The following is a 24,648-nucleotide window of genomic DNA, read 5'->3' as shown; positions in this document are numbered from 1 at the left end:
AATGCGGCTGCCATAAATGCCGATGTTGCAGGAACGGGGTTGACAAAAAATGGAACAACCGGAGCTTTGGACGTTGACGGAACCGCTATCAACGGTGACGGGAACATTACTTCAACAGACCTTGCCGTCGGAGGGGACAGCAATGCGCTATTAGGGGATGTCACTTTGGACATAAAGGACGATGCCGTGACCAGCGATAAAATTGCAGATGGCGAGGTTGCCACTGCAGATATTGCAGACGATGCCGTGACCAGCGATAAAATTTCAAACGGTAGCGCAAATCAAATCTTAGCTACAAATACTGCTGGAGATGGAGTGGAATGGAGAGATCAAGTAGCATCTAATGTTGCCATTGCAGATACTGATGTGGACGGCGACGGAACAGACGAAACTAATGTAGCAGGAGCTATAGCTGGAATGACCAAGGTTACCTCAAAAGCAGCTAGAATTTTCTACCCGCCGTCTATTGCTATCAATGCTTCTACTCCAGGAACATTCACTATAGATTTACACGCCCAATACGAAGCACAATATGGCAGCCCAACGGCTTCAAGCACCAATGCACCCGCCATACCAACCTATAATTCAGATGAGCTATATTATTATGTAACCTATGCAGACCCTACAGTTTTTGGTAACGGCACGAACGGTGGAGCTCAAATGACGATTTCAGCGGACGGAGAACTAACATATGAAATTATAGCCTCCCCATCCGATTACAACTCGTTGATTAACGTTGTATTTGTAGTAAAATAATTGTTTGATAGCTCTAAAAAACCGAATCATTTTGAAACATCAAAATAAACATATCAAACAACTGCTACTGGGAGTTTTGCTTATGCTTGGTTATCAAGTGAGCGCACAGTTTGTGCTGCAAGCGCCCGAGACAAATTCTGAGGATGGCACTATTAGCAATTACCAATGGTACGTACTCGACGGAACCTCTAAGCAGCAAATGGGTACAAACGCAACTCAGGAGATTTTTATACCTGGTGTATATTTCGCTACTTACGACGGAACGAAATGCGGTAGCAACGCAACTACCTATTTTATTGTTACCTATTGTGATGCTCCGTATAATGAAGTTACTTTAGATGTATCGCAAAGTGTTAGCGCCAACGCCTCAGTTACATGGAATAGAAGTAACATACCCAACGGAACGCTTAACCCACAAGTAACCGCTACGAAAGATATTGAACGTTACATAGCCAGCCTAACAAAAGGAAGCAGCAAAAAAGATCTTCCTTCCTTTAGGGTGGTTTGTCTTAGAGAGAAATTTGACTTGGTGGACGATCTTGTTACTTCCGTAGAAAACACGGGAACTATAATCACCATGTTAGATAATGATATTGCCATTCCTTCCATTGGATCTTTCCAACTTACACAACCCAGCAATGGAACGGTAAGGATAAATAACAACGGTACGCCTAACGATCCTAGTGATGATACCATTACGTATACACCTGGACCTGGTTTTACTGGTGAAGATGAATTTACATACTCGCTTACCATCTTTAATTCGGATAATACTGAACTGACCGACACGGCAACTATTACAATTGAAGTACTTAAGGCCATGAACGATCAATTGGTGGTGGAAGAAGACAGTCAGGCAGGTCCCGACAACCAAATTGCCGTAAGTGCTAACGATAATATCAGCGATGGTGGAAGCGACGGAAACGATTATGAAATAGTTACACCTCCAAGTAATGGTACCGTTACAGAAATTGCGGACGGTATTTTTGAGTACGTACCAAATCCAAATTTCAATGGAATTGATAGTTTTTCGTATAACTTAACCGATACTTCTGGCAATACTGTGCGCGGAAACGTTAATGTACAGGTAACTCCTCAAAATGATGCACCTGTTGCTGTTGATGACTTTTTATCTATTCCCGCCAATACCGAAACTCCTTTGGTAGTTTTAAGTAACGATAGTGATCCTGACGGCGACACCATCAGTATTGATAATTTTTCTGAACCTCAACACGGAGTTCTAAGCTTAGAAAATGGGCAATTAATTTATTATCCTGATTTAGATTTTGAAGGCCAGGATAGTTTCACATATACTATTACCGATGGAAGTTTGATATCCAATCAGGCAACAGTAACACTCACAGTTGACGGGTTGGAAGATGATGAAGTAGTATTAAGGGACGACAATTCCACTACGGAAGAGGATACTCCAGTTACTATTCAAATACTTTCCAACGACCTAATCTCGGTTACCAGTTATAGAATTGAAATTGAGAATGATGAAGGTGCTGATGAGTCCAAAGTAATTGTTCAAGGCAGAGACAATATTGTCACCTATACTCCTGAACCTGACTTTGTAGGTACAGATACCTTTAAGTACGTAGTGTACTACACTGATAAATATGGGGTTGAAAGAAGCAAAACAGCAGTGGTTACCATAGAGGTAACTCCTATTCAAGACGTGGAAGATGATTTTGCTGAAGTAGATTCTTCGTTCCCTTTTGAAGAAGTAATAGAAATTTTAGCCAATGACACTTTTCATCCAGAATCGAGTCTTACTATTACGAATATTTCAAATCCTCAAAATGGTACGGTAACCATAAATCCTGATAACACGTTAACTTATTTGGTAGATCCAGGTTTTGAAGGAAGTGATGTATTCACTTACACAGTAAGGATTACGCATTCTAACGGTACTTTTAATGAAGAACAAGGTACAATAACTATAAATGCGCAAGTAGAAAACGTAGATCCAGCGCCACCGCCAGAAGAAGAAGAAATAAGAGTTCACCAATTGGTGTCGCCAAACGGTGATGGGCAAAATGATGAACTAAAAATTTATGGTATTGAAAATTACCCAAACAATTCGGTGAAGATTTTTAACCGATGGGGAGTTTTAGTATATGAAACGGAAAGTTATGGACAAGGGAACAATGTATTCCGTGGCTATTCCGAAGGAAGGGTTACAGTAAGTCAGAAAAATAAATTGCCAGTAGGAACATATTATTATGTGATTGATTATATACAAGATCAACACACCAAGAACATGGCAGGTTATTTCTACATCAATTATTAATAGGTGTGGTAAAAAGTAATGAAATGAAAAATTTGAAGTTTTTAGTATGTATTTTAATGGTTACCGCAGTTCAATCCATTTTTGGACAGCAGGATCCTCAATACACACAATATATGTATAACACCATGAGCATTAACCCTGCCTACGCAGGTAGTAGGGGCATGCTCAGTGCTACGGCGCTCTACCGAAACCAATGGCTTGGTTTAGACGGTGCTCCGGAAACACAGACCCTTAATATCCACTCCCCTATTCGAAGAAGCAATATTGGCGTTGGACTTTCTATCATCAACGATCAGTTAGGAGATGGTGTTAGTCAGGAAACTTTTTTTGATGCTGATATTTCTTATACCATTCAAACTTCTTATCAAGGTCATTTATCATTCGGATTAAAGCTTGGCGGAAGTTTATTGAATGTTGATTTCACCAAACTGAATCAATACGATGACGTAGAACTTACAGGGCAGAACAACATCGATAATAATTTTTCCCCTAATATTGGAGCAGGAATTTATTATCACGCTGATAAATATTATGTCGGACTTTCAGTTCCTAACATGCTCACCACACAGTATTTTGATGAGTCTAACAACTCCAATAACGGAAGCACTTCTTACATTGCCAAGTCGAACGTTCACTATTATTTAATGGGTGGTTACGTATTTGATCTTGATTACCGCTGGAAATTTAAGCCAGCCATGCTAACCAAGTTCGTTTCGGGGGCTCCGCTGCAAGTAGATGTGTCAGCTAATTTTATGTACGACGATTCTGTTACCTTTGGCGTTGGTTACCGATGGGGTGCTGCCGTAACAGGGATGATTGGTTTTCAACTCACCGAAGGAATAGCTGTCGGTTTAGCGTACGACCGAGAAGTTACTGCTCTTGGCGGCACACAATTTAATAACGGAACAGTAGAAGTATTCTTAAGATACGAGTTTTCGCGTAACTACAAACGAGTTACCAGTCCGAGATTCTTTTAATTTAAATATGTGTGAACAGCTTTTGTTTATGAAAAGTTGTCATTTTCCCCTAAGTTAAATTCACTTTTATGTTAAAAACATAAGAAAAAGTGTTTATTTCTTCAATTGTCATTAAATTCAGCAAAAAATTAACTTAAAGTCATTTAGACAATTAGAATTTAAAGACACCTTAGATGAAAAACAACAAATCCAGAAGAAAATTTATTCAACAATCCGCATTAGCAACTGCGGGTCTTAGCATCCCATCTTACCTAAGCGCATCCAATGTAAATGGTTTATTCTCCAATGTGGCACCGAGTGACCAACTTAATTTTGGAGTAATTGGCTGTAAAGGAATGGGATGGAGCGACATGAAAGCTCACCTAGAAATTCCAGGAGTGAATTGCGTAGCACTGGCCGATGTAGATGAAAATGTTTTAGCTGAAAGATCAGCAAATGTAAAAGAGTTAGGTGGGAAGAAACCCAAGCTGTATTCCGACTACCGAAAGATGTTGGAAAATAAAGATATTGATGCTGTTATTATTGGTACACCCGATCATTGGCATTGTTTAAACTTTGTAGATGCCTCTAATGCAGGAAAACATATTTATACTGAAAAACCTTTAGCCAACAGCATTGAAGAGTGTAATCTCATGGTGGATGTTGCCAAAAAAAACAACAGCATCGTTCAAGTTGGCCAATGGCAGCGTAGTGGAACACAATACGATGAAGCCATTGCCTATGTTCGTTCTGGAAAACTAGGAAATATTCGTTTGGTAAAGTGCTGGGCTTATCAAGGTTGGATGAAACCGGTTCCCGTGAAACCCAATACTGCACCACCTAAGGGAGTTGACTACAAAATGTGGTTGGGACCAGCACCGGAAAGACCATTTAATGAAAATCGTTTTCATTTTAATTTTAGATGGTTTTGGGATTATGCGGGTGGCCTGATGACAGATTGGGGAGTGCACGAAATTGATATTGCCCTTTATGCCATGAATGCCAAAGCGCCAAAATCCATCATTGCTTCCGGCGGGAAATTTGCCTATCCTAATGATGCTTCTGAAACACCGGATACACTTCAAACAGTTTATGAATATGAAGATTTCACGTTACTTTGGGAACATGCCACGGGAATTAGTGGTGGAAATTATGGTCGTTCAGAAGGAATTGCCTTTATAGGAAATAACGGTACTTTGGTTGTTGACCGTAAAGGTTGGGAAGTAATCCCTGAAACTAAGAATATTGATGGTGAAAAAGTTTCCAAAACGGAGAAGGTTGACTTTACCCCGGGTAAAAATCATGCATTAGGAGACCACGCTAAAAACTTTGTAGCCGCTATAAAAGGTGAAAACGTGAATTTAAACTGTGGTATTGAAACTGGTAGTATAGCCGCCATTAATGCACATATGGGTAATATTGCTTATAAAACCGGTGAAAAAATCCATTGGGATGCACAAAACGGCAACTTCAAAAATAACGACGAAGCCAACAAGCTTATAAAAGCAAATTACCATAACGGATGGAAATTACCGACCGTCTAATACCATTTCCTATTTTAAAGAACTGGCATAAATTTATGTGAGTAATTGTTTATTATCAGTGGTATTTTTACCACGGTTATAATTAGAAAGTGGTTTGTTCTGAAGGTTCACATACATCAAAGAACTTCTGTTGTTGGATTCTTGGAGTATTTGGGCTTGGCGTTCGGGTGATACTTTAATTTGTTTCACTTCCTTTAGGTTGTAAAACAAGGCATACCCCCTACGCTTATCATGAATAAGCCACTTTTTATTTCCTTTTCTTTTTTTGAAATAGTTTCCTAAAAGCGGTAACATGTCAAAGCCGGAGTTTAGTGCGGCAATATCCAGCCCATCTTGATTTTCAGTAAACGACAAATAATTTTGAATATGGTGCAACTCCCTTGTTACCATTCGCGCAACTTGAGAAACCCTAAGTGCATTTATATTAGATACATCCGAAGGGACGTACGATTCTGAAGCGTACACATAGATAATATAACGCAGCAATACATCTTCCGTACCCTTAATTTCACTTAGAAATGCTTTGTAAAGTTCATTGGAAGCATATTTACCAATCTTTAACTCCAAGGAAGTCCAAACGCGTTTGGCCAATTTTTCAGATGAATCTACCTCTACTCCATTCACGAATATATCTGGATGGTAATGCTTAGGTTTTACAATAGATACATCTTGAAGGTTTTCTTCAAAAACTTTGTACACTGCCGATAAAAATCCGGTGAAGCTTCCGTCGTAAATTAAAATGGTTTTCATATCTATTTTTCTTTTGTCGAATAAAGCCTTCCGTAGTCGTTGTTTAATTTTTGGAAATATTCCAATATGTAATAAGGATTGCTTCATTTATTTGATTAAATTCGTCTAAATATTCAGTATCAACAATTCAAATATATGGAATTTTTCCAAATAAAAGGAATTAATCCAAATATTTTTATATATTTACATTGCTTGTTATACAAATTATTCAACAAATAAGTTTATGAAAACAGCCTTGCCCATAGAAATAAATAGGTTTAAAGAAATACGGGAAAGCCTTGGCTTGACTCAACAGACCTTTGCTGAGGCGTTGGGCATTAAAAATTCTACAGCTGATATTGAACGGGGAAAATCAAAAATTTCTGGGGCTGTCTTGGTTGAACTTATGGAAAAATTCCAAATTAATCCACTTTGGTTATATGGAAAAAGCAACCGTAAAAACCTAGATACCACTGTAAACACTTCTCCGAAAGTGGTTACCGTAACACCTGAAAATACAGATGGTATTGTATTGGTAAATGTGAAAGCTGCAGCTGGTTATCCGCACAACATCCAAGATTTGGATTGGTATGAAGAACTTCCTGCTTTTACTTTACCCTTGCCAGAATATAGAAATGCAACCTATCGCGGCTTTCAAGTGCAAGGAGACAGTATGTTACCCGGACTCCATCCAAAAGAATGGGTGCTGGGAAAAGCTGTTGAGAATATTTCTTTATTAACGAACAATAAAATTTGTGTAATAGTAATGGCGGATAGTGTGTTGGTTAAAAAGGTACAGAAACATGATTCCGATGAAAAATTAGCGCTTATTTCTTTGAACCCCGAGTACCCTCCAATAACCATTGATGCTTTTCAAATTCAAGAGCTTTGGGAAGTAACCAGTAAAATTAGCGCAGAATTTGACGGGAACGCTGGTAATCTGGCACTTTCACAAATACAGCAATCCATTTCTGAACTCAAAAACGAAATCAATCAACTAAAAAAGTAATAAGCTCCTTATAATCAAGACTTACTTTAAAAGCTGTGGTAATTATTGATAACTGGGAACAATTCTTCACATTTTTGAAGGACTCAAAACGTCTTGCTACAAGCTCATTTTGTATTGCTACCGCTGGATTTGCTGTTGCTACGCGTTAATTTTCTATTGCTACTGCCTTCTCTTCTGTTGCTACCGGCTCATCTTCTATTGCTACAGGCTTGGTATGGATTGCTACAGAATAATCTTTTGCTGCTACTGACGAATATGCTTTTGCTACTGCTCTATACTTTCCGCAGAAAAGGAAATAAGCTCTCCATCTTCAAAATTTACCGTTACCTCTATCGGATTACAACATACTTCGCAATCTTCCACATATGTTTGATTAACGGAAGGGTCTAAAAGCATAGAGATTTCTTCCCAGCAGTAAGGACATTGAAAAAAGTGTTCGTTCATAACATTTACTCTTAAAGCTTAAAACAAAAATACTACTTGAAAAACAAGCGTTAAGTTAAAAATTTAAAATCATCCTTTCATTTCTTTTGCTCGCCCAAAAGAAACGAAACAAAGAAAAAGGCGCCTTATCCAAGGAATTTTCTCGACTATTAGTCTCGAAACCGAAATTAAAACTCCGCGTCGCTTCATTCTTTCGCTCCTGCTTCGGAGCTTTTAATTTCTATTCTGCGGATAAGGAAATAATTAATTTTTAGAAAAATTTTAAAAGATATAGTTCCCTGGTAAAGGTAAACTAAGTTAAAAATCAACATTTAATATTTGGCCGCTTACTTGAAGTACTTGTAATTCCGCTAGTTTCGCCGTGTATTTAGCCTGATTTTTGGCCAATACAGCATTCAACAGATTAATTTGAGCCTGTCGGAATTCTAAATTGGTAGCGGTACCAAACTTGTAACGTTCTTCTGTTCTATTAAAGTTATTTAAACTAGTTTTTACGTTCGTTTCCTGCGTTTTTAGAATAAACAAAGCGTTTTGATAGGTCTCCCAAGCGTTTCTTATATCCCTCTCAACCGTAAGCTCTACTTGCTTTTTTTGAAGTTCCTGGTTTTCGTACTGTATTTTGGCATTTTTATATTGCGTAATCGTTCGGCCACCATCAAAAATATTCCAACTAAGGTTCACCCCTGCTGCAAGTCCGCTTGTAGTATTTTCAATTGTAAACGCAAGTGGATTATCATTCTGATTTTGGTTCCATCCGTAAGAACCCGTTAGTCCAACCACGGGAAGAAAACCTCCTCGAGTCGCTTTAATGGCATATTCGTTTATTAGAATACCCTTTTCAGCCTGTAATAACACCACATTATTTTCTTGAGCCCTGTTCAACATATCTTCCATCACCAGGTCAGGGGTAAATTTCACCAAAGTATCTACTTTAAACTGAGCCGCTAAATCTCGGTTCATGATTAAATTAAGGTCACGTTTGGTATTTTTTAAAACCTGTTCTGCCTGTAGAAGATTTATACTATCTGTATTTACGTCAACCTCAGCGTTCAATACATCCAGACCTGTATTCTGGCCGTATTCAAATTGGTATTTTATACGCTTTAATCGATCTTTGGAAATCTCCAAAGCCTGTCGAAGGTTTTCCGTGTTTTCCGTTAGCCTAGCGACCTCATAATACACGCTAAACAGCTGTAAAATGGTGGTTTCTATGGTTTCCCTCGCTTGGAGTTCGGTCAAATTCGACTCCTCTTTCAACGATTTATAATTGTACAAGCGTCCTAATCCATCAAATAAGGTATAATTTAAATTTACCGAAGCGTTGTACCTTCGACTTTCTACACCGTCTGCAGAACGTACATCTCCATTGGCCAATTGACCCTCGGTATTTTCTTTATTGAAATTAGCTCCAGCGTTGCCCGTAAGTGTAGGTAGATACCCCGAATTTAACACCCCTGCATTATTGCTGGCAATTTCCGTATTATTATTGGCCACTTTAATGCCTAAATTATTATCTAAAGTATATGAAATAGCTTCTTCCTTTGTAAGTAAATCCTGCGAATTACCCAGCTGCACAGCAAGGAGAAACATTATTAATATTTTAATTCTAGTCATGTTTATTTGCCTTTTGTTCTTTTACCGCTCTCTCCACTTCTCTTGGCTTCACTTTTTTACCGCTTTTTAACCATACTGAAGTAACCTTAACCCTATTGCTCATAGAAATAAGAATTGGCAACATCAAAAGGGTTAAAAAGGTAGCGATTGCTATTCCGAAGGAAATTGAAATAGCCATGGGCTTTAAAAACTGAGCCTGACGGCTTTTTTCAAATAACAACGGCGCCAAACCTGCGATGGTTGTTATAGACGTTAAGAAAATAGCCCTAAAACGGGATTTTCCTGCTAGTAAAATGGCGTGGGAATAACTCCTACCTTCCCTTAAAAATCCATTGAATTTTTCAATTAATACCAATCCGTCATTTACCATGATACCGATTAGGGCGATAATACCCAATAAGGACAATACATTTATTGGGAACCCGAAAAGCCAATGTCCCCAAGCTACCCCGATTAAACTGAAAGGTATCATAATGAGCAGCAGGAATGGTTGACTATAACTTCGGAAGGTAAATGCGATAACCGAATAAATCAAGAAAATTACGACTGGGAACACTTTCCAAGCAGAATCTGATAACTTTTGAGCCTCGCGATTTTGCCCTTCGTAGGAAGCAGTCACGGTAGAAAAATGGGATTGTACCTCTGGCATTATATTATTTTGAATATCCGCCAAAACATCGGTGGCACTTGCATCTGGGTCGCTTAAATCTGCTTCCACGCGAATTTCCCTCACACCTTCTAAATGTGCAATAGATTCATCTCCTCTTTCGATAGAATACGTAGCAATTTCCCCAAAAGGAACGCGCTCCCCATTTGGTGTTACCAATCGCATTTCATCCAAATCACTAATGGAGGCGCGATCGGATTTATCATAGCGCACCCAAACCCTAATTTCATCTTGGCCACGTTGAAAACGTTGCGCTTGAAATCCGAAGAAACCACTCCGCACTTGACGCATAACGCTTCCTAAATTTAGCCCCAACGCGTAAGCACTTTCTTTCAGCTCGATTCGAATTTCCTTAATCCCTTCTGGATCGGTATCGATAACATCTTTTAGAATAGGGTTGGCCTTTAGCCTTTCTTTTAAAAATTCTTTCGCTGCTTTTAATTCTTCGCGGTTGTTCCCCAACAAGGATACAGAAACGGGCTTACCACCAAAATTACCTCCAGAACCAAAGGTTAATCGTTCAACGCCATAAACCTCTCCAACAGTATCTCGAATGCTATTGGTAATTAAGTAAGATTCAAAATCGCGTTCTTCCCCTGGCAATAAATTTATACTCAATGAAGCTTTATTGGTTCCAGGGCCTACTCTTTTAATTACATTTTCAATTACCTCCTTATTGCCGGTTTGCTGTGCTTTGTATTTTTCGTTTACCTTCCAAACATTTTGTTCCACCATGGTAATAATGGAGTCGGTAACCCTAGGGTTGGTACCTTCCGGCATTAAAAGATCTACCGAAACACGATCACTCGCTACATTTGGGAACAAGGTAGTACCAATAATTCCTCCACCAATCGCTCCAATGGTAATGATAAAAAGCATGGTAAAAATGGCAAAAGCTAAAATTTGATGTCTCAAAGAAAACTTTAAAACCGGACTGTAAAACTTATTGCTCAGGAAGTCCATAAAACGATCGCCGTATTTATTGATTTCACGCATTTTTCTAAAAAAGCGTTTTACCATGGACTCGTTTTCCTCGTCTAAATTCTTTTCCCGAATCAGCGCCTTGGAATGTGCAATGTGCGCCGGGAGTATTATTAGCGCTTCAAAAAGTGATACAGTAAGTGTTATAATTACCACCGTGGAAACCTCTGCGAAGAATTCTCCAATCCTACTATCTAAAAACAAAAAGGTAGAAAAGGCCAAAATGGTAGTTAAGATTGCTGAAATAATAGGCGGAAGCACTTCCATGGTTCCATCTATTGCGGCTTTTATGGGCGATGCTCCTTTTTCGTAATGCTGATAAATATTTTCTGCGATTACAATACCGTCGTCCACCAAGATACCAATTACGATAATCATTCCGAATAAGGAAAGTACGTTAATGGTTACGTCAAACAGTCCTCCAAAAATAAACAGTCCCAAAAACGAAATAGGCAATCCAAAAGCCACCCAAAAGGCAAGTCTTGAATTTAGAAACAAGGATAAAAAGATTAGTACCAATAAAATACCTTGCCAAGCATTTTCCGCTAAAAGCTCGGTACGTTGCTTCAACCGAATGGAAGAATCGGAAACCACATCCAGCTGCACATTATTGTACTTAGAATTAAATTCATTTATATACTCATTTACTTTATCCGCAGTAGAAATTAAATCTTCACTATTGGTATTGCTAATGGTGATATTTACTGCCAGATTACCATTGAAATAAGATGCATTTGGATTTTCCTCAAATCGGTCTCTTACATCTGCTACATCTCTTAGGCGTACAATGGTTCCATCCGGCAACGCTTTTACCACAATATTATTAAGTTCATCACCGTAATACGCTCGGTTGTTGGCACGGATTAGATATTCTTCATCGTCTGTTTTAATATTTCCACCGGTAACCAAAAGATTGGTTTCCGATACGGCGGAAGCGACTTCAGAAAAAGTAAGATTATACGCCAACAAATCCAGTTCCCGAACAGCAATTTCTATTTCTTCCTTCGGAAAGCCAGTAATCTCCACTTGTGAAAGTCCGTCGAAACGGCGCATATCGTTCTCTACATCCCTTGAAATCTTTTTTAAAGTAGATAATGCTACATTATCCCCACTCACGGTGAAACTAATAGTTTCCCTGATACTTTCCTGTTTCCCCACGATGAGCGGCTCCATTCCAGATGGAAACGTAGGCACACGATCTACCGCATTTTTTACTTCTAAAAGCATAAAATCGATGTCGTAACCTTTTAGGATTTCAACAGTTATATTTCCGCCATTTTCCCGGGAAGTCGAAGTAACCCGATCGATTCCTTCGATACCTTTTAAATTGTCCTCTATTTTAATAACAATCCCTTCCTCTATTTCTTGGGGAGCGGCACCGGGATAAGTTACATTGATGGTAATTATTTTAGAATCTATTAGCGGGAAGAAAGAAGATTTTAAAGTAAGCGCACCGATAATCCCAAAAATGGTGAATGCTATAATTACAACATTTACAGCAACATCATATTTTATAAAGTAGGCTAAAATTTTTCTCATTCGGCCGCTGCTTTAGTTTCGTTTATACTGGCAGCTTCATTTTCTGCAACTCTCACCACCATGCCAGGATAAGCCCCAGGAATAGATTTGGTGATGATTTTGGTTCCATTGGGTACTTCTTTAAGTACCACTTCCCTATCAGAATAAAAAACAGGTTTTACATCTATTAATTCCAGTACGGTATCTTTTACCGCATAGATATGCGAACGATCCACCATTAAGGAACGGTCAATTTTAATGGCATTTGGTTCATCTTTAGCGACCAAACTTGCTTCCATATACATCCCTTCTTTTAGATTCTTACCCGTTACTTCTATAAAAACCTTTACGGTTTGTGTGGCTTGGTTTACTTTTCCGTTAATCCTACTTACGGTCCCTTTCCAACTTTCAGTTCGGTCTAGATTTGATAGCTCCACTTCTTCACCTAGTTCTAAAAACCTGTTATATGACTTGTTAATGGAGACTTCCATTTCGTAAACATCGGGGTCGATAAATTCTCCCAACTTTTGTCCGTTTCGCACTAAAGTACCTTCGGTTACCAAGGCCTCGGTAAGCACCCCATCAAAAGGAGCAATTATGGTATATTTTTGTAAGCGCTGTTCTAAATTCTTCAGGTTGTAGAAAGCGGTGTTAATCCCTCTACCGATAATAAAATTGTTTACTTGGGCTGAAGATGTTTTTGGTAGCGGTGGAGCCTGCTTTTGCATGTTAAAATTATCGAGATACGACTGCCATTCGGGATACGCATCAGGATAATCCAGCCGTAGATCGGGCATAATGGAAGTAATAAGATTTACAAACCTACTTTTTTCAGATTGAACGGAAGCGTAGAACTCCGCATTATCAATTTCAATCAAAATGCTTCCTTTTGGATACGCTTGCCCCTCTTTAAAAAGTTTGCTGCTCTTTTGGAACACGCCTTGTACTTCAGAATAAATTTCTATTCGATGTTTTGCTTCTAAGTTTCCATTATTGGTAATAACAATGGGGATATCTTTATTTTCAACGGTTTCAACAAAGACTGTTTTCACCACTTTTTGCACACTCCCAGAAGGCTTCTCTTTATTTTCAATTAAGTAATTAGCTACAAATACAGCAAAAGCGATAAGAAGAACCCCTAAGATCCCCAGTATTATTTTTCTCATGTTAGTAGAATAGTCAGTAAATCACAAAACTATCTATATAGAAAAGGGCAATGGGTTAAATATTTCTTAAAAATAAAACAGAATGTTAAAAAGCTTAATGTTTTCTCATCCTTTATATAAATCCCCAAATGAATCATCAAAAAAAAAAAAGAGTGCCAGTTAAAACCAACACTCTGTAAATCAATCAAACAAACTAACTAAAATATGGAACTATATCCGTTTACTTGAATAGGATTAGCATCCATTTTAAAGCACGAATATACCTACAATTTAACAAATGATTCTTTAAAAAGCATATTTTTTCGATGAAATGCACGTTTAATTTAAAGATTGTAGTTCTTCCGTAAGTAAATACCAAGCTTCTGTTTGTTTCTCCAGTTCTTCTTTTTTCTTATTATAATTTTTAAAAAAATTGGGGTCTGCTACCAACTCATCGTGGTTCTTTGCTAGCTCCTCATCAATTTTTGCAATTTCGCGTTCTAAATCGGCCACGGTAGTTTCGGCCTTACTAATCCTATTTTTTAATGACTTAAGTTTCTTCTGTTCTTCAAAAGACAACTTTTCAGTAGATTCATTCTGAACGTTGGTTTTGGCAACTTCCGTTTTCTTTTCCACTGCCCTAAAATCTTCCACCTGTCTTTCTTCCAAATAGAAATTTATATCGCCTAAGAATTGTTTTATTTTTCCGTCTCTAAATTCATACACACTATCCGTTAAGCCTTGTAGGAAATCACGGTCGTGAGAAACGAGCAATAAGGTACCTTCAAAATTTTTAAGTGCTTCCTTTAATACATTTTTTGACTTAATATCCAAATGGTTGGTAGGCTCATCCATTACCAACACATTGAACGGATGCAGTAACATTTTGCAAAGAGCCAATCGGTTTCTTTCCCCTCCAGAAAGTACTTTCACTTTTTTATCAACGTCATCTCCGCGGAATAAAAAGGACCCCAACATATCGCGAACTTTAGAACGATTGCTGTCGCGAGCTTCATCCAACATAGTGTCTAAAATTGTCTTCTCACCATCAAGGTATTCCGCTTGGTTTTGGGCAAAATATCCTATCTGAACATTATGACCCAACTTAAGTCTTCCGCTACTTTCAATTTCTCCAACGATTATCTTAGCCAATGTGGTTTTCCCTTGTCCGTTCTGCCCTACAAAAGCTGTTTTGGTGTTTCGCTCAATCATCATATCTACTTCGTTGAGCACTACTTTCTCCCCATACTTTTTGCCAACGGCCTCTGCTTCTATCACCACTTTCCCGGGCTGGATTGAAACCGGGAAACGAATGTTCATCACCGCATTGTCTTCTTCATCTACTTCAATTCGGTCAACTTTATCCAGTTTTTTAATAAGTGATTGCGCCATGGAAGCCTTAGATGCCTTCGCCCGAAACTTTTCAATGAGTTTTTCGGTTTGCTGAATTTGCTTCTCTTGGTTTTTCTGTGCGTTCATTTGTAATTCACGCATTTCTGCACGCAATTCTAAATACTCCGAATACGGTTTATTGTAATCATAGGCTTTACCAAGCGAAATTTCTATAGTTCTGTTGGTAACATTGTCTAAAAACATTTTATCGTGGGAAACGATTACCACCACCCCAGCATAGGTTTTCAAAAATTGCTCCAACCAAATAATAGACTCAATATCTAAGTGGTTGGTCGGCTCATCCAGCAACAATGCATCGTTATCTTGAAGAAGCAATTTAGCCAATTCTATACGCATACGCCAACCTCCTGAAAAGGTATCCGTAAGCTTGTTGAAATCTTCCCTTTTAAATCCAAGTCCTAATAAAACTCGCTCTGTTTTCCCTTGATAATTATAACCTCCAATAATTTCATAACGATGCGTTAGGTCGCTCAAGTCTATCATCAATTGGTTATACCCCTCACTTTCATAATCGGTACGCTCTGCCAGTTGGTTGTTGATTTCATCCAGCTGAAGCTCCATTTTCTTTATTTCTTCAAAAGCTTGATAAGCCTCTTCCAAAACTGTATTCCCTTGCTCAAAATCAATATCCTGTTTAAGGAAACCAATGCTAACATCTTTATCCGTAGAAATCACACCGCTATCCGGCTCCATTTCTTTAGATAGCAGTTTTAGCATCGTAGATTTTCCTGCTCCATTTTTCCCAATAAGACCAACGCGGTCCCCTGGATTTAAGCGGAAAGCAATTTCTTCAAATAAATATTCCCCTCCAAAAGAGACAGATAGATTATGGACGTTCAGCATTTTGCGATTTTTTATCTTTATAAAGTAAAATAATGGTATTTTTAATGTCGGAAACTCCGACTATTAAAAACTAATGGTAAACCCCAAAACCTATATTCAGACGGTTTTAACCAATAAAAATTAGTCAAAGTTCTGAATTCAAGGACAGGAATTTAGCCAAGGACCCCCGACTTTAAAGCTAGGGTTAATTCAAGAAACAATTTTGAGCGCCATACTTATTAAGGTTTCTCAAAATAGTGTTTCATTAAATTTTTTGCAAATGTTAAAAAAAGGAAGCAAACTATACAGTATTTTAACAGGAAGTTGCCCTAAATGTCAGGAAGAAAGCATGTATGTGAGTAAAAACATGTACAATCCGAAGGAAACATTGCGTATGCATGAGCATTGTTCTAGTTGCGGAACGAAATACAAAATTGAGCCTTCTTTTTTCTACGGTGCTATGTACGTGAGCTACGGACTAGGAACTGCTTTTGCCGTTGCGGCGTTTGTAATTTCTTTTCTCTTTCTTGGTAGCTCGCTTAAAACTGCTTTTTTTGCTATTATCGGCACACTAATCGTTTTTATGCCTGTAATTATGCGTTTGTCGAGAAATATTTGGATTAATTTCTTCTTTAGATATGATTCGCAAGCTGCCGAAAGGTTTTCGAAACCACAATAGCTTTTCATTAATGCACGATTCTATTTACTAACAAAAGGATTCGGATATTTCTTTTCAAAGCGAATTACATCCATTTCTTTTTCCAACGGAATTTGTTTTTCTATGGATTGGTACAATTTTTCAGCTGCGTAGGGCGCAATCATTACACCGCGACTTCCCAGTCCGTTTAAAACATGAAGTCTGTTGTGCTTGGGATGCGTTCCTACCAATGGTTTTCTATCGGTAACTGTGGGACGAATTCCTGCGAAATGATTTATCACCGTGTAATCACACTTTAAAAAGGATTGCAATTTTTTCTCCATTTCCAATCTAGACTCTTCTGTTGGGGTGTCGGTTTTGTCTTTCCATTTATAGGTAGCTCCTACTTTAAAACAATTTTCTCCAAGTGGAATCATAAACACAGACGATTTCAGCACGAAATCAAGATGTAAATCTTTACACTCAATTTCAAGCAATTCCCCCTTTGTTCCAACTAAAGGAAGGTAATTGAAAAAAGGATTCTTTTTTAAGCCGAAACCTTCACAAAACACAATGTTTTTGGCTTTAACTTCTTTATAAGCAATATGATTTTCTTCAACTAACAACGAATCGTAATCAAATCGTTCATTAACTATTTTTTTTTCTGAAGACAAATACTCCACATATTTCTTCTGAAGTACATCCGTTGCAACGCGTCCTGTATGAAGCACCTCGCCATAACCAAAAGGAGCGTCGATATTTTTGTTTGAATTCTTATGCAGTTTTGTAGATAAAAATGGTTGCAATGCGGGTTTGTCTGAAGCCTCAAACCACATATTCTGCTCTTCAATAGAAACAAACCTTCTTAACACGGGCATCTTAAAATCAACTTTTGCTTCCAATTTATGCTCCAGTTGCTCGTAGAAAGGGGTAAGCATTCCTATTTGTTCCTTTGCTTTCCATACCCCAGTAAAGCGCTTTAAAATTACGGGATTGTACATCCCGCCCGCAACATTGGATGATTTTTGGGACCCATCATCAAAAACGACAAAAGTCTTGTTATTCTTTTCCAACTGCTCACAAAAAGCAATTCCGGCCAAGCCAACACCTACAACTATATAATCTATCATACTACAAAGATACATTGTATAAATCACAGAATTCCACCTGACTTCAACTTAAAAGGCATTTTAATCCATCAAATAATCACAAATCACTTGGTTATCCACCTCTATGATTTTTCATAAAAAGTGGTTGCGGCCTCTGCTTTTGCTGCAAATGAAAATTTATATTTTTTATAGCCAAATTGTGTATTATTTTATATACATTTGCGCGCTTTTTAAATGAGTTAACCTGTTAGATTTCAATATATAAAGTTATCTATTTTTAAAAGCGATGGATTTTTAATAAATTTAATAGAGAAAAAAGACCTACTTAAATTATAATAAAATGAAAAATATTTTAAAGCTAAGTTTTTTACTAGTATTGATAACAATGATTGGTTGTCAATCTTCTGATGACGACAACAATATTCCTAGCGTAAATGGAGATGCAGTTATTTTAAATGATGATAATTCCAACCGTGTTGTATTTGAAAATCTAGGTGTAGTTACCGTTAAGGGGGCTCCACAGGAAAACCCAGAAACCTCGGCAAAGACTTCAAAAGGAATAGCTGCGAAGGAATTAGAACCAAACGATCTACCTCTCGTACAAATAGCGAAGGTTTCTGCCCCAGTTTACAAAGGCACAACCTTAAGGGCTACTCATATAGATATTAACGGAAAATATGCATACGTTTCTTACAACGTGGAAGGTGCTACTTATTTGGGAGCGGTTGATGTTATAGATATTTCCGATCCACTAAATCCTACTGTAGCTCTTCAGGCAATATTTCCAAATACTGATATAAGTTCGGTGGATTATTTTGAAAATGCGCTTTATCTGGCAGGAGCAAATGCGGGAATAGATGATTCTAATCCAGCAATTTTGATAAAAATGCCTTTGCAAAACGGATTACCTACGGAAAGTATAGAATTGTTGACCATTACTGGATTTGTTGCGACGGACATTAAAGTAAACTCCTCTGGTATTTTTGGAGTTTCCGGTGATAACGGAGAAGTGGTAAAATACAATCTTTCTTCCCTTCAATTGGAAGAAACCACCGCATTGGCAGATTTAAGGGCAGTGGGACTGAATGACAACAAAGTAATTGCTTTAAGTGGTACCGAGGGAATTTATGTTTACAACAGCAACAATCTAAATAAAAACAAAAGTTTTAGTACGAGCAAAGATGTGGCTGAAGCCAAACGCACTATCGATTTTTATGATAAAAATGTTCTGGTTGCTGAAGGTGCCAAAGGTTTGGGTATTTACAGTATAAACAACGGTTCTAAACTTACAACCATTGAAGTTCCTACTTTAGAGGACGAAACTATTGATCCAAGCGATATTGTCACCAATGCTGTTTCAGTAGAAGACAAACATATTTTTACCGCAGATGGAGCCGCAGGCATTTCAGTTTACACCATTAATGGAGCGATAAATAATTTAACCTCGATTGGGTCTTTAGATCTTACAGGTTCTGCAAACTATGTAAAAAGTGCCAATGGTTACATTTTTGTAGCGGATGGAAAAGCGGGACTTAAAATATTAAAAACCGTAACTCCAGAGAACAACACTATTAACTGTGCTGAATTTCCAGCTTACACAGGTGGCTATTGGTTGAATGTTAATTCAAACGAGACACAAGCCTATAGAGGTTCTGCTAGTTTAATGGGTATTAATGTAAACTCAAAAGCAAGTCTAACTTTTTGCGGTGCTATGGCTGTAAATAAAGGTATAAATGTTAACAGCAACGGCTTATTTACCGTTAAAGGTTCTTTGGCTCAAGGTACTACGGAAGCTCCTTTCAATGCTTTGATAGTAAACAATAAAGCTACACTGCAAATAGAAGGAAGCTTGGTTGTTTACGGAGATATGATATTAAATAATGGTGCTACGCTAGAGTTTTTGGGCAGTGGATCATCCATTACTGTATATGGAAAAGTTAAGCAAAACGGAAATGTAACTATTAAAGGAAATTACACAGACACTTTTAATAGCCTAAAAAAATAGGAGCTTCGGATATTCGGAGTTAAGAGATCATAAAAAGGTCAGTGAAAAATTTTTCACCGACCTTTTCTGTTTTTTGAACTCATTCGGAATAAAGAAAAAATTATTTTATCAGATTAAAATCTTTTTATGTACCCGACCCCTATAGTGTATTGGTTCCCTCTATTGTCTTCTTGATATTCAATGTTTTCAAAATCACCTCGAATATAAAAGACGTTGGTCTTTCTAAAAGATTTCCTGTATTCCAAAGAGATGTTGTAGGAATTAAGGCCGGCGCTATTGTAAAGGACATTATTGGTAGCATCATCAGGAGAAAACCCCGTACCCATTTGCAACGCCAAATAATCATCGAAACCGCCAGTGTAATACCTGGTTGTGAAAAGATAGGAATTAACAACTCCGCTGCTCGATTCATTTAAAAAGGTTCTAAAATTAAACCAAAAGTTCTTGTAGTATTTACCTAATCCTATTGTATAAACCCAAGTGGCATCTGTAAAATACAAATACCTGAACCCAGCATCTACCTCAAAAGCGGCAGGCAAATTGGCGTATAAAGAAAACCCAGCCCTGTATTGAGGAAAAATCCCTTTATCACTGGAAATACCTCCATTGATATACGCATAAAAAGTTTTGGAAATGATGGGATACGCATCTATTTCAAATTGGGAACTTCCCATAGCAAACCGGTTTGCATAGTTTAATCGCGCTTCTACCAATCCTAATTTTGTTTGTCTTCTATAACCAATACTAGCCAATTGCCATGGATCATCAAAACGCTCATCAAAATACACAAAATCATAGGTTGCTTGTACGGCATTTTTAGAAGTCTCGAAATTTGATTGACGCATTATCATGATTGCCTCATTAGATTCGGGGTTTATCTCCAATACTTCATTTAGGACTTCGTTGGCTTTCTCGTATTGTTTCATCCCAACTAATATTTTTGACTTTAAAATCAATAAATCTTCAGATGAAGGGTGGGCTTCCAACCCATTGTTTACTATAGAAAGTGCTTTTTCCAAGTTTTTCTCCCAATACTCCAAACTTCCGTAAGCCAATGCTGTATCTTCATAATCTGGATCCTGAATCAGTGCTTTTTCGAAAGTTTCCCTTGCCAATTCTGGTTGATCTGTCCAAGAATACAACCTGCCCAAAAAAACATACAAATCGGTGTAATCCGGTGTTTTTTCAATGGCTGTCTGGGTGAGTCGTATTGCTTCTGTATAATTTTTATTTTCGAAGGCTTCGGTTCTGGCTTTCAAAAACAGCTCATCGCTGGTAAGTTCCTGTTGCGCGATGGCTTGGTTAAAATTCAGCAGTAAAAAAAAGACTGCAAAAGCCATTAAAACTAGCGGTTGCCTTTCCAAAATTCCTTTATTGATTTGCTTTTTGTTCATCTTGAAAAATCTTATTCTGTTTCGTTAATATCTTGTTTACCCAATCCTGTTCTCACCATATTGCCCCACGCTTTCCTGCCTCTTAAAAGATCGATATTCCCTTTTAGCGCCGCCCAAATAACAAATGGATGGTAAAAAAAAGGTTCTAAAAATGCCGCCACGATTAGCTTGAACGTTTGATCTGTCTTTTTGTATTGCTGAAAGGAGTATTCTTCGAAAAACAGTGCGGTTATTGAATATAAAACAGAAAAACAATAGGCTACCAAAAAAAAGGAAAGTGCAAAAACCCAATTTAACTGTCCTAAAAAGAGAAGCGCAATGAAAAATGCGAGTCCGAAAAACTCTACAATTGGCGCCATCCACTCAAAAAACAACCAATAGGGAGTACTTAACAGTCCTAAAATTCGGTATTTCGGATTAAAAATCATTTTCCTGTGTATAGATAAAGTTTCTGCTGTTCCCCGAGCCCAACGATTTCTTTGTCTGTGCAGAACGCGCCAATCTTGTGGCACCTCTGTCCAGCAAAGAGGATCTGGAATAAACCCAACAGAATATGGTTCGCCCTTTTCACGCATACGCCTACGCATTCTCACCAGAAGTTCCATATCTTCCCCAACGGTATTGGTGTTGTAACCACCCGCTTCCATGACCGCATTTTTATCAAACATTCCGAAAGCGCCAGAAATTAAAAGCAGTCCATCGATACGGGACCACGCCATTCGCCCCATTAAAAACGCTCTAAAGTACTCTATAATTTGGGCTCTTGCAATATACGTATCAGGTAGCCTTACCTCAACAATTCGCCCATGTTCAACTACACACGAGTTAGCTATCCTAATTATTCCTCCGGCAGCAATCACCTTTTTCTTGCCGCTCAGAAAAGGTTTAACCATTTTTAGTAATGCATCTCCCTCCAAAATACAATCTACATCAATACTGCAGATGAGCTCATTCTTACAAATATTTATTCCCGCATTTAACGCATCTGCTTTCCCTCCGTTTATCTTATCAACAACCTTTAAATTTTTAAAAGATTTATTCTTTGAAACATACACCGCGTTAATAGCTTGCGTTTCAATAAAATTGTGATACAAAGTATCATCTTCAACTAAATTGAAACTTTTAATGAGGCGCTCCAAGGTTTTATCCTTGCTACCATCGTTAATAATTACAATTTCATAAAAAGGATAATTTAGCGTTAACAAAGAGCGTACATTATCAACCACATTAGCCTCCTCGTTGAATGCCGGTGCTAATATAGAAACAGGCGGAAGGCTCGATGACTGAAGCAACGCTATTTCATTTTTTAAAAGGTTTTTTCTTTTGTATTCCCTTATTTCAATAAAAGAATAAATGGCACAAAACAAATAGCCAAGACATACAATGATACCGAAAGCCAAAAACAGCCAACTAAAAATCTGTAATATTTCGCTCGATAAGTCTATAATGTCTCTGTTTTTATGCGGTCAATTTATTGAAATGCTGTTCTACCCTTTCAAATGCTAATTTGGTACTCCAATCGTTCTCAGAAACATGGGTTTTAATGGCAAGTAAATCTACTCTGATCCCCAACTGCATAATAGCGCTTATTATTTCCTTTTTGATTACTGTACTTTCTTTAGGGAATTTATCAATGAGTTTTCCTAAAATATCATGACAACTTAGCTTACATAGGGTTTTAATGGCTTGTTTCCTCACCTTTTCGTCGGGATGATCTACAAACGGAATTACTTTAGGTATATTCTCAAATTGATCAAATTGGGCGATCATTTTTATTGAAAAAATAACAATGCTTATCAATTTATGATCCAACCACTTGGAAAAGTCGGGCATAGATCCTTCATAATAATATTTCAGCGAATCTTCCACATAGATAAGTTCCCAAGGAGTTAAATCGGTGGTGAGTCTGCTAAAGAATTCCAATGGCTTTCCGGTGGATACTTTAAGATAATAATAAATGGCCTGTTCTCTAACCTCCATTCTTTTGGCATTTAGAAAAGTGGCCACTAGGTTATTCTTTTTTATGGATAGCTCTGCCAAAAGGTAAATTGCCCTCGATTGTTTATCCCAATCTCCTTTTTGCAAATTTTTCAGCAGAAACGCATCTAAGTTTAATTGGTGAAATAACTTTTTTAAGGCTATGGAGGATTCTCCTTTAAAGTTCTCATTAATACCGACGAGCGATTTTAGGAATACTTTTTTTTGCAAATTGGTCTTTAAGTTTTCAATTTCATATTTCTCAACAAGTACCCCTCTATCGATGTCTTCTTCAAATAAATAAGAGTTTATAAACTCCTCGGCGCTGGCTTCGTAAATCTTCTTTAGCCGGTTTCTTCGGTTTTTATATAAACGAATGATTAGCAATGTCAGGATAAAACTTAGAATTAACACGAAGAACAACAAGGTGAAGGCAGCATTAATTTTAAAAATCCACTCCGAATCCTCCCAGGTTTTCATCAACTTTTCCAATTTACATCACTTTTATTTCTTCTGAAGTGTTCTCCTTACCCGTAAAGAAAGTTCGTTTGGGCTGAACGGCTTCGTAATAAAATCTTCCACCCCTAGATTAAAGGCATCCATAATTACTTCTTCTTGAGTGGAAGTAGAAAGCACTATTATGGGCAAATCGGGGATGTTGTTCTTTACAAATTCTATAAGCTCGATACCACTTACAAATGGTAACATTAAATCGGTAATGAGCAGGTGAAATGTTTGCTCCTTTAAAACTTTCAAAGCTTCCCTCCCATCGGATGCTACCACGGTTTCGTATCCGTCTTTTGTCAATTTAAAATGTAAAGACTTAACGACCATGGAATTATCTTCAACAATTAATATTCTATCTTTCATATCTCGCTATGCTAGTTCTGGAAAATCTTCTCTCAGTTCTCTTACTATTTTTTGGTATTCTTCCTCTAAAATTTCAAAGAGTCCATTTATTTCTGTTTCTGTTGCTTTGTAGCAAATGGTGTTACAAATGTTTTTACAACGCGTATTTTCCAACATTTCAAAAGAAGGTTTAATGTTGTGGGCTATTTTCCTGACATTCTTAAACTCTTTATTTTTAATCGATTCCCTGCATTCATTCAATTTATCTAGAACAGACTCCTTAAACACGTACAAAGATTCTTGAATAAATTCCTCATCATTATCAGACAAAGTTTTCAGATAATTTAAGGAATATGATTTTTCGTTGGAACCATTATCCTCTTTAATCAGATTTTCTTCAATAATTTGCTCTATAATGGCCAGCTTCTCTTTAATTAGCGGTTTCTTCACAAATAGGAACAAGCTTCCTTCCCTAACATATTTATGCTCATTTACATCTTCCCCGACCACGATAAACGGAATGTTTAAAGAAAGTTCAGATATTAAATAATCTGCTAACTGAAAGGGATCTAAAGGCCCACATACTTCGTCGAAAATGATAAAGTGAATATCGTTGTTGTTCTTTAAATATTGAATGGCCGAAAAACTATCTTTATAAAAATGAATATCCCAATCATCCTTCTCCTGCAAATGAATAAACTTATCACTTACTTCCGGTTGATTACTAATTATTAAAATATTGTGTATCTCCATTTCTAAAGCACTGTCAATAAACATATGTTT

The 24,648-nt window shown here is 37.5% G+C and carries 19 protein-coding genes; 7 read left to right on the top strand and 12 right to left on the bottom strand.

The genetic code is table 11. From position 1 onward, the window contains the following. The 4 genes from NDQ75_RS07025 to NDQ75_RS07010 form a co-directional block, all read left to right on the top strand. A partial coding sequence (locus NDQ75_RS07025; RefSeq protein WP_251762016.1) for a hypothetical protein occupies positions 1-756 on the top strand: 756 nt, incomplete at its 5' end. Between the two features lie 31 nt (positions 757-787). Further along, positions 788-3,052 (top strand): Ig-like domain-containing protein, encoded by a 2,265-nt coding sequence (locus NDQ75_RS07020; protein ID WP_202028665.1) that lies wholly within the window; start codon positions 788-790, stop codon positions 3,050-3,052. Between the two features lie 23 nt (positions 3,053-3,075). Further along, positions 3,076-4,029, top strand: coding sequence for a PorP/SprF family type IX secretion system membrane protein (locus NDQ75_RS07015; RefSeq protein ID WP_202028664.1), 954 nt, complete (start codon positions 3,076-3,078; stop codon positions 4,027-4,029). Between the two features lie 173 nt (positions 4,030-4,202). After that, positions 4,203-5,552, top strand: a complete 1,350-nt coding sequence (locus NDQ75_RS07010; RefSeq protein WP_202028663.1) for a Gfo/Idh/MocA family protein — start codon at positions 4,203-4,205, stop codon at positions 5,550-5,552. Between the two features lie 33 nt (positions 5,553-5,585). On the opposite strand, the gene NDQ75_RS07005 is transcribed toward NDQ75_RS07010, so the two are convergent. After that, complete coding sequence (locus NDQ75_RS07005; RefSeq protein WP_202028662.1) at positions 5,586-6,302, bottom strand: TIGR03915 family putative DNA repair protein; 717 nt, start codon at positions 6,300-6,302, stop codon at positions 5,586-5,588. 223 nt (positions 6,303-6,525) lie between these two features. On the opposite strand from NDQ75_RS07005, the gene NDQ75_RS07000 reads away from it, so the two are divergent. Beyond that, positions 6,526-7,290: a LexA family transcriptional regulator gene (locus NDQ75_RS07000; protein ID WP_202028661.1), complete on the top strand. Its 765-nt coding sequence runs from the start codon at positions 6,526-6,528 to the stop codon at positions 7,288-7,290. A gap of 264 nt (positions 7,291-7,554) precedes the next feature. On the opposite strand, the gene NDQ75_RS06995 is transcribed toward NDQ75_RS07000, so the two are convergent. The 5 genes from NDQ75_RS06995 to NDQ75_RS06975 form a co-directional block, all read right to left on the bottom strand. Continuing rightward, complete coding sequence (locus tag NDQ75_RS06995; protein ID WP_202028660.1) at positions 7,555-7,734, bottom strand: CPXCG motif-containing cysteine-rich protein; 180 nt, start codon at positions 7,732-7,734, stop codon at positions 7,555-7,557. Between the two features lie 297 nt (positions 7,735-8,031). Next, entirely contained in the window at positions 8,032-9,324 is a 1,293-nt protein-coding gene (locus tag NDQ75_RS06990) for a TolC family protein (protein ID WP_242513671.1), read from the bottom strand. A gap of 16 nt (positions 9,325-9,340) precedes the next feature. After that, on the bottom strand, positions 9,341-12,535 hold the full coding sequence (locus NDQ75_RS06985) for an efflux RND transporter permease subunit (RefSeq protein ID WP_202028658.1): 3,195 nt from the start codon (positions 12,533-12,535) through the stop codon (positions 9,341-9,343). Next, on the bottom strand, positions 12,532-13,680 hold the full coding sequence (locus NDQ75_RS06980) for an efflux RND transporter periplasmic adaptor subunit (protein WP_202028657.1): 1,149 nt from the start codon (positions 13,678-13,680) through the stop codon (positions 12,532-12,534). The genes NDQ75_RS06985 and NDQ75_RS06980 overlap by 4 nt, the downstream gene beginning before the upstream one ends. A gap of 318 nt (positions 13,681-13,998) precedes the next feature. Then, the gene (locus NDQ75_RS06975; protein WP_202028717.1) at positions 13,999-15,915 is read right to left on the bottom strand and encodes an ABC-F family ATP-binding cassette domain-containing protein; all 1,917 of its coding nucleotides are present in this window, start codon (positions 15,913-15,915) and stop codon (positions 13,999-14,001) included. A 259-nt stretch (positions 15,916-16,174) separates the two neighbouring features. Here NDQ75_RS06975 and NDQ75_RS06970 point away from each other — a divergent pair, with 259 nt between their 5' ends. Next, complete coding sequence (locus NDQ75_RS06970) at positions 16,175-16,573, top strand: DUF983 domain-containing protein (RefSeq protein WP_202028656.1); 399 nt, start codon at positions 16,175-16,177, stop codon at positions 16,571-16,573. Between the two features lie 20 nt (positions 16,574-16,593). On the opposite strand, the gene NDQ75_RS06965 is transcribed toward NDQ75_RS06970, so the two are convergent. Beyond that, positions 16,594-17,661: an NAD(P)/FAD-dependent oxidoreductase gene (locus NDQ75_RS06965; RefSeq protein WP_202028655.1), complete on the bottom strand. Its 1,068-nt coding sequence runs from the start codon at positions 17,659-17,661 to the stop codon at positions 16,594-16,596. A 319-nt stretch (positions 17,662-17,980) separates the two neighbouring features. Between NDQ75_RS06965 and NDQ75_RS06960 the strand changes: the two genes are divergently transcribed. After that, complete coding sequence (locus NDQ75_RS06960) at positions 17,981-19,645, top strand: LVIVD repeat-containing protein (RefSeq protein WP_202028654.1); 1,665 nt, start codon at positions 17,981-17,983, stop codon at positions 19,643-19,645. 113 nt (positions 19,646-19,758) lie between these two features. Here NDQ75_RS06960 and NDQ75_RS06955 read toward each other — a convergent pair whose 3' ends face one another. The 5 genes from NDQ75_RS06955 to NDQ75_RS06935 are packed head-to-tail and all read right to left on the bottom strand — an operon-like array spanning position 19,759 to position 24,642. Continuing rightward, a complete protein-coding gene (locus NDQ75_RS06955; protein WP_242513670.1) occupies positions 19,759-21,039 on the bottom strand; it encodes a YaiO family outer membrane beta-barrel protein in 1,281 nt (426 codons plus the stop codon). Between the two features lie 11 nt (positions 21,040-21,050). Further along, positions 21,051-22,439 (bottom strand): glycosyltransferase family 2 protein, encoded by a 1,389-nt coding sequence (locus NDQ75_RS06950; protein ID WP_242513669.1) that lies wholly within the window; start codon positions 22,437-22,439, stop codon positions 21,051-21,053. A 58-nt stretch (positions 22,440-22,497) separates the two neighbouring features. After that, positions 22,498-23,496: a HEAT repeat domain-containing protein gene (locus tag NDQ75_RS06945; protein ID WP_202028653.1), complete on the bottom strand. Its 999-nt coding sequence runs from the start codon at positions 23,494-23,496 to the stop codon at positions 22,498-22,500. A gap of 24 nt (positions 23,497-23,520) precedes the next feature. Beyond that, complete coding sequence (locus NDQ75_RS06940; RefSeq protein WP_202028652.1) at positions 23,521-23,886, bottom strand: response regulator transcription factor; 366 nt, start codon at positions 23,884-23,886, stop codon at positions 23,521-23,523. 6 nt (positions 23,887-23,892) lie between these two features. Further along, positions 23,893-24,642: a hypothetical protein gene (locus NDQ75_RS06935; protein ID WP_202028651.1), complete on the bottom strand. Its 750-nt coding sequence runs from the start codon at positions 24,640-24,642 to the stop codon at positions 23,893-23,895. Between the last annotated feature and the right edge of the window lie 6 nt (positions 24,643-24,648).

The organism is Galbibacter mesophilus (genome assembly GCF_023721415.1).
GTDB lineage: Bacteria > Bacteroidota > Bacteroidia > Flavobacteriales > Flavobacteriaceae > Galbibacter > Galbibacter mesophilus.
Note: the sequence above shows the minus strand (reverse complement) of the source record. Positions and strands in the feature narration are given on the sequence as shown.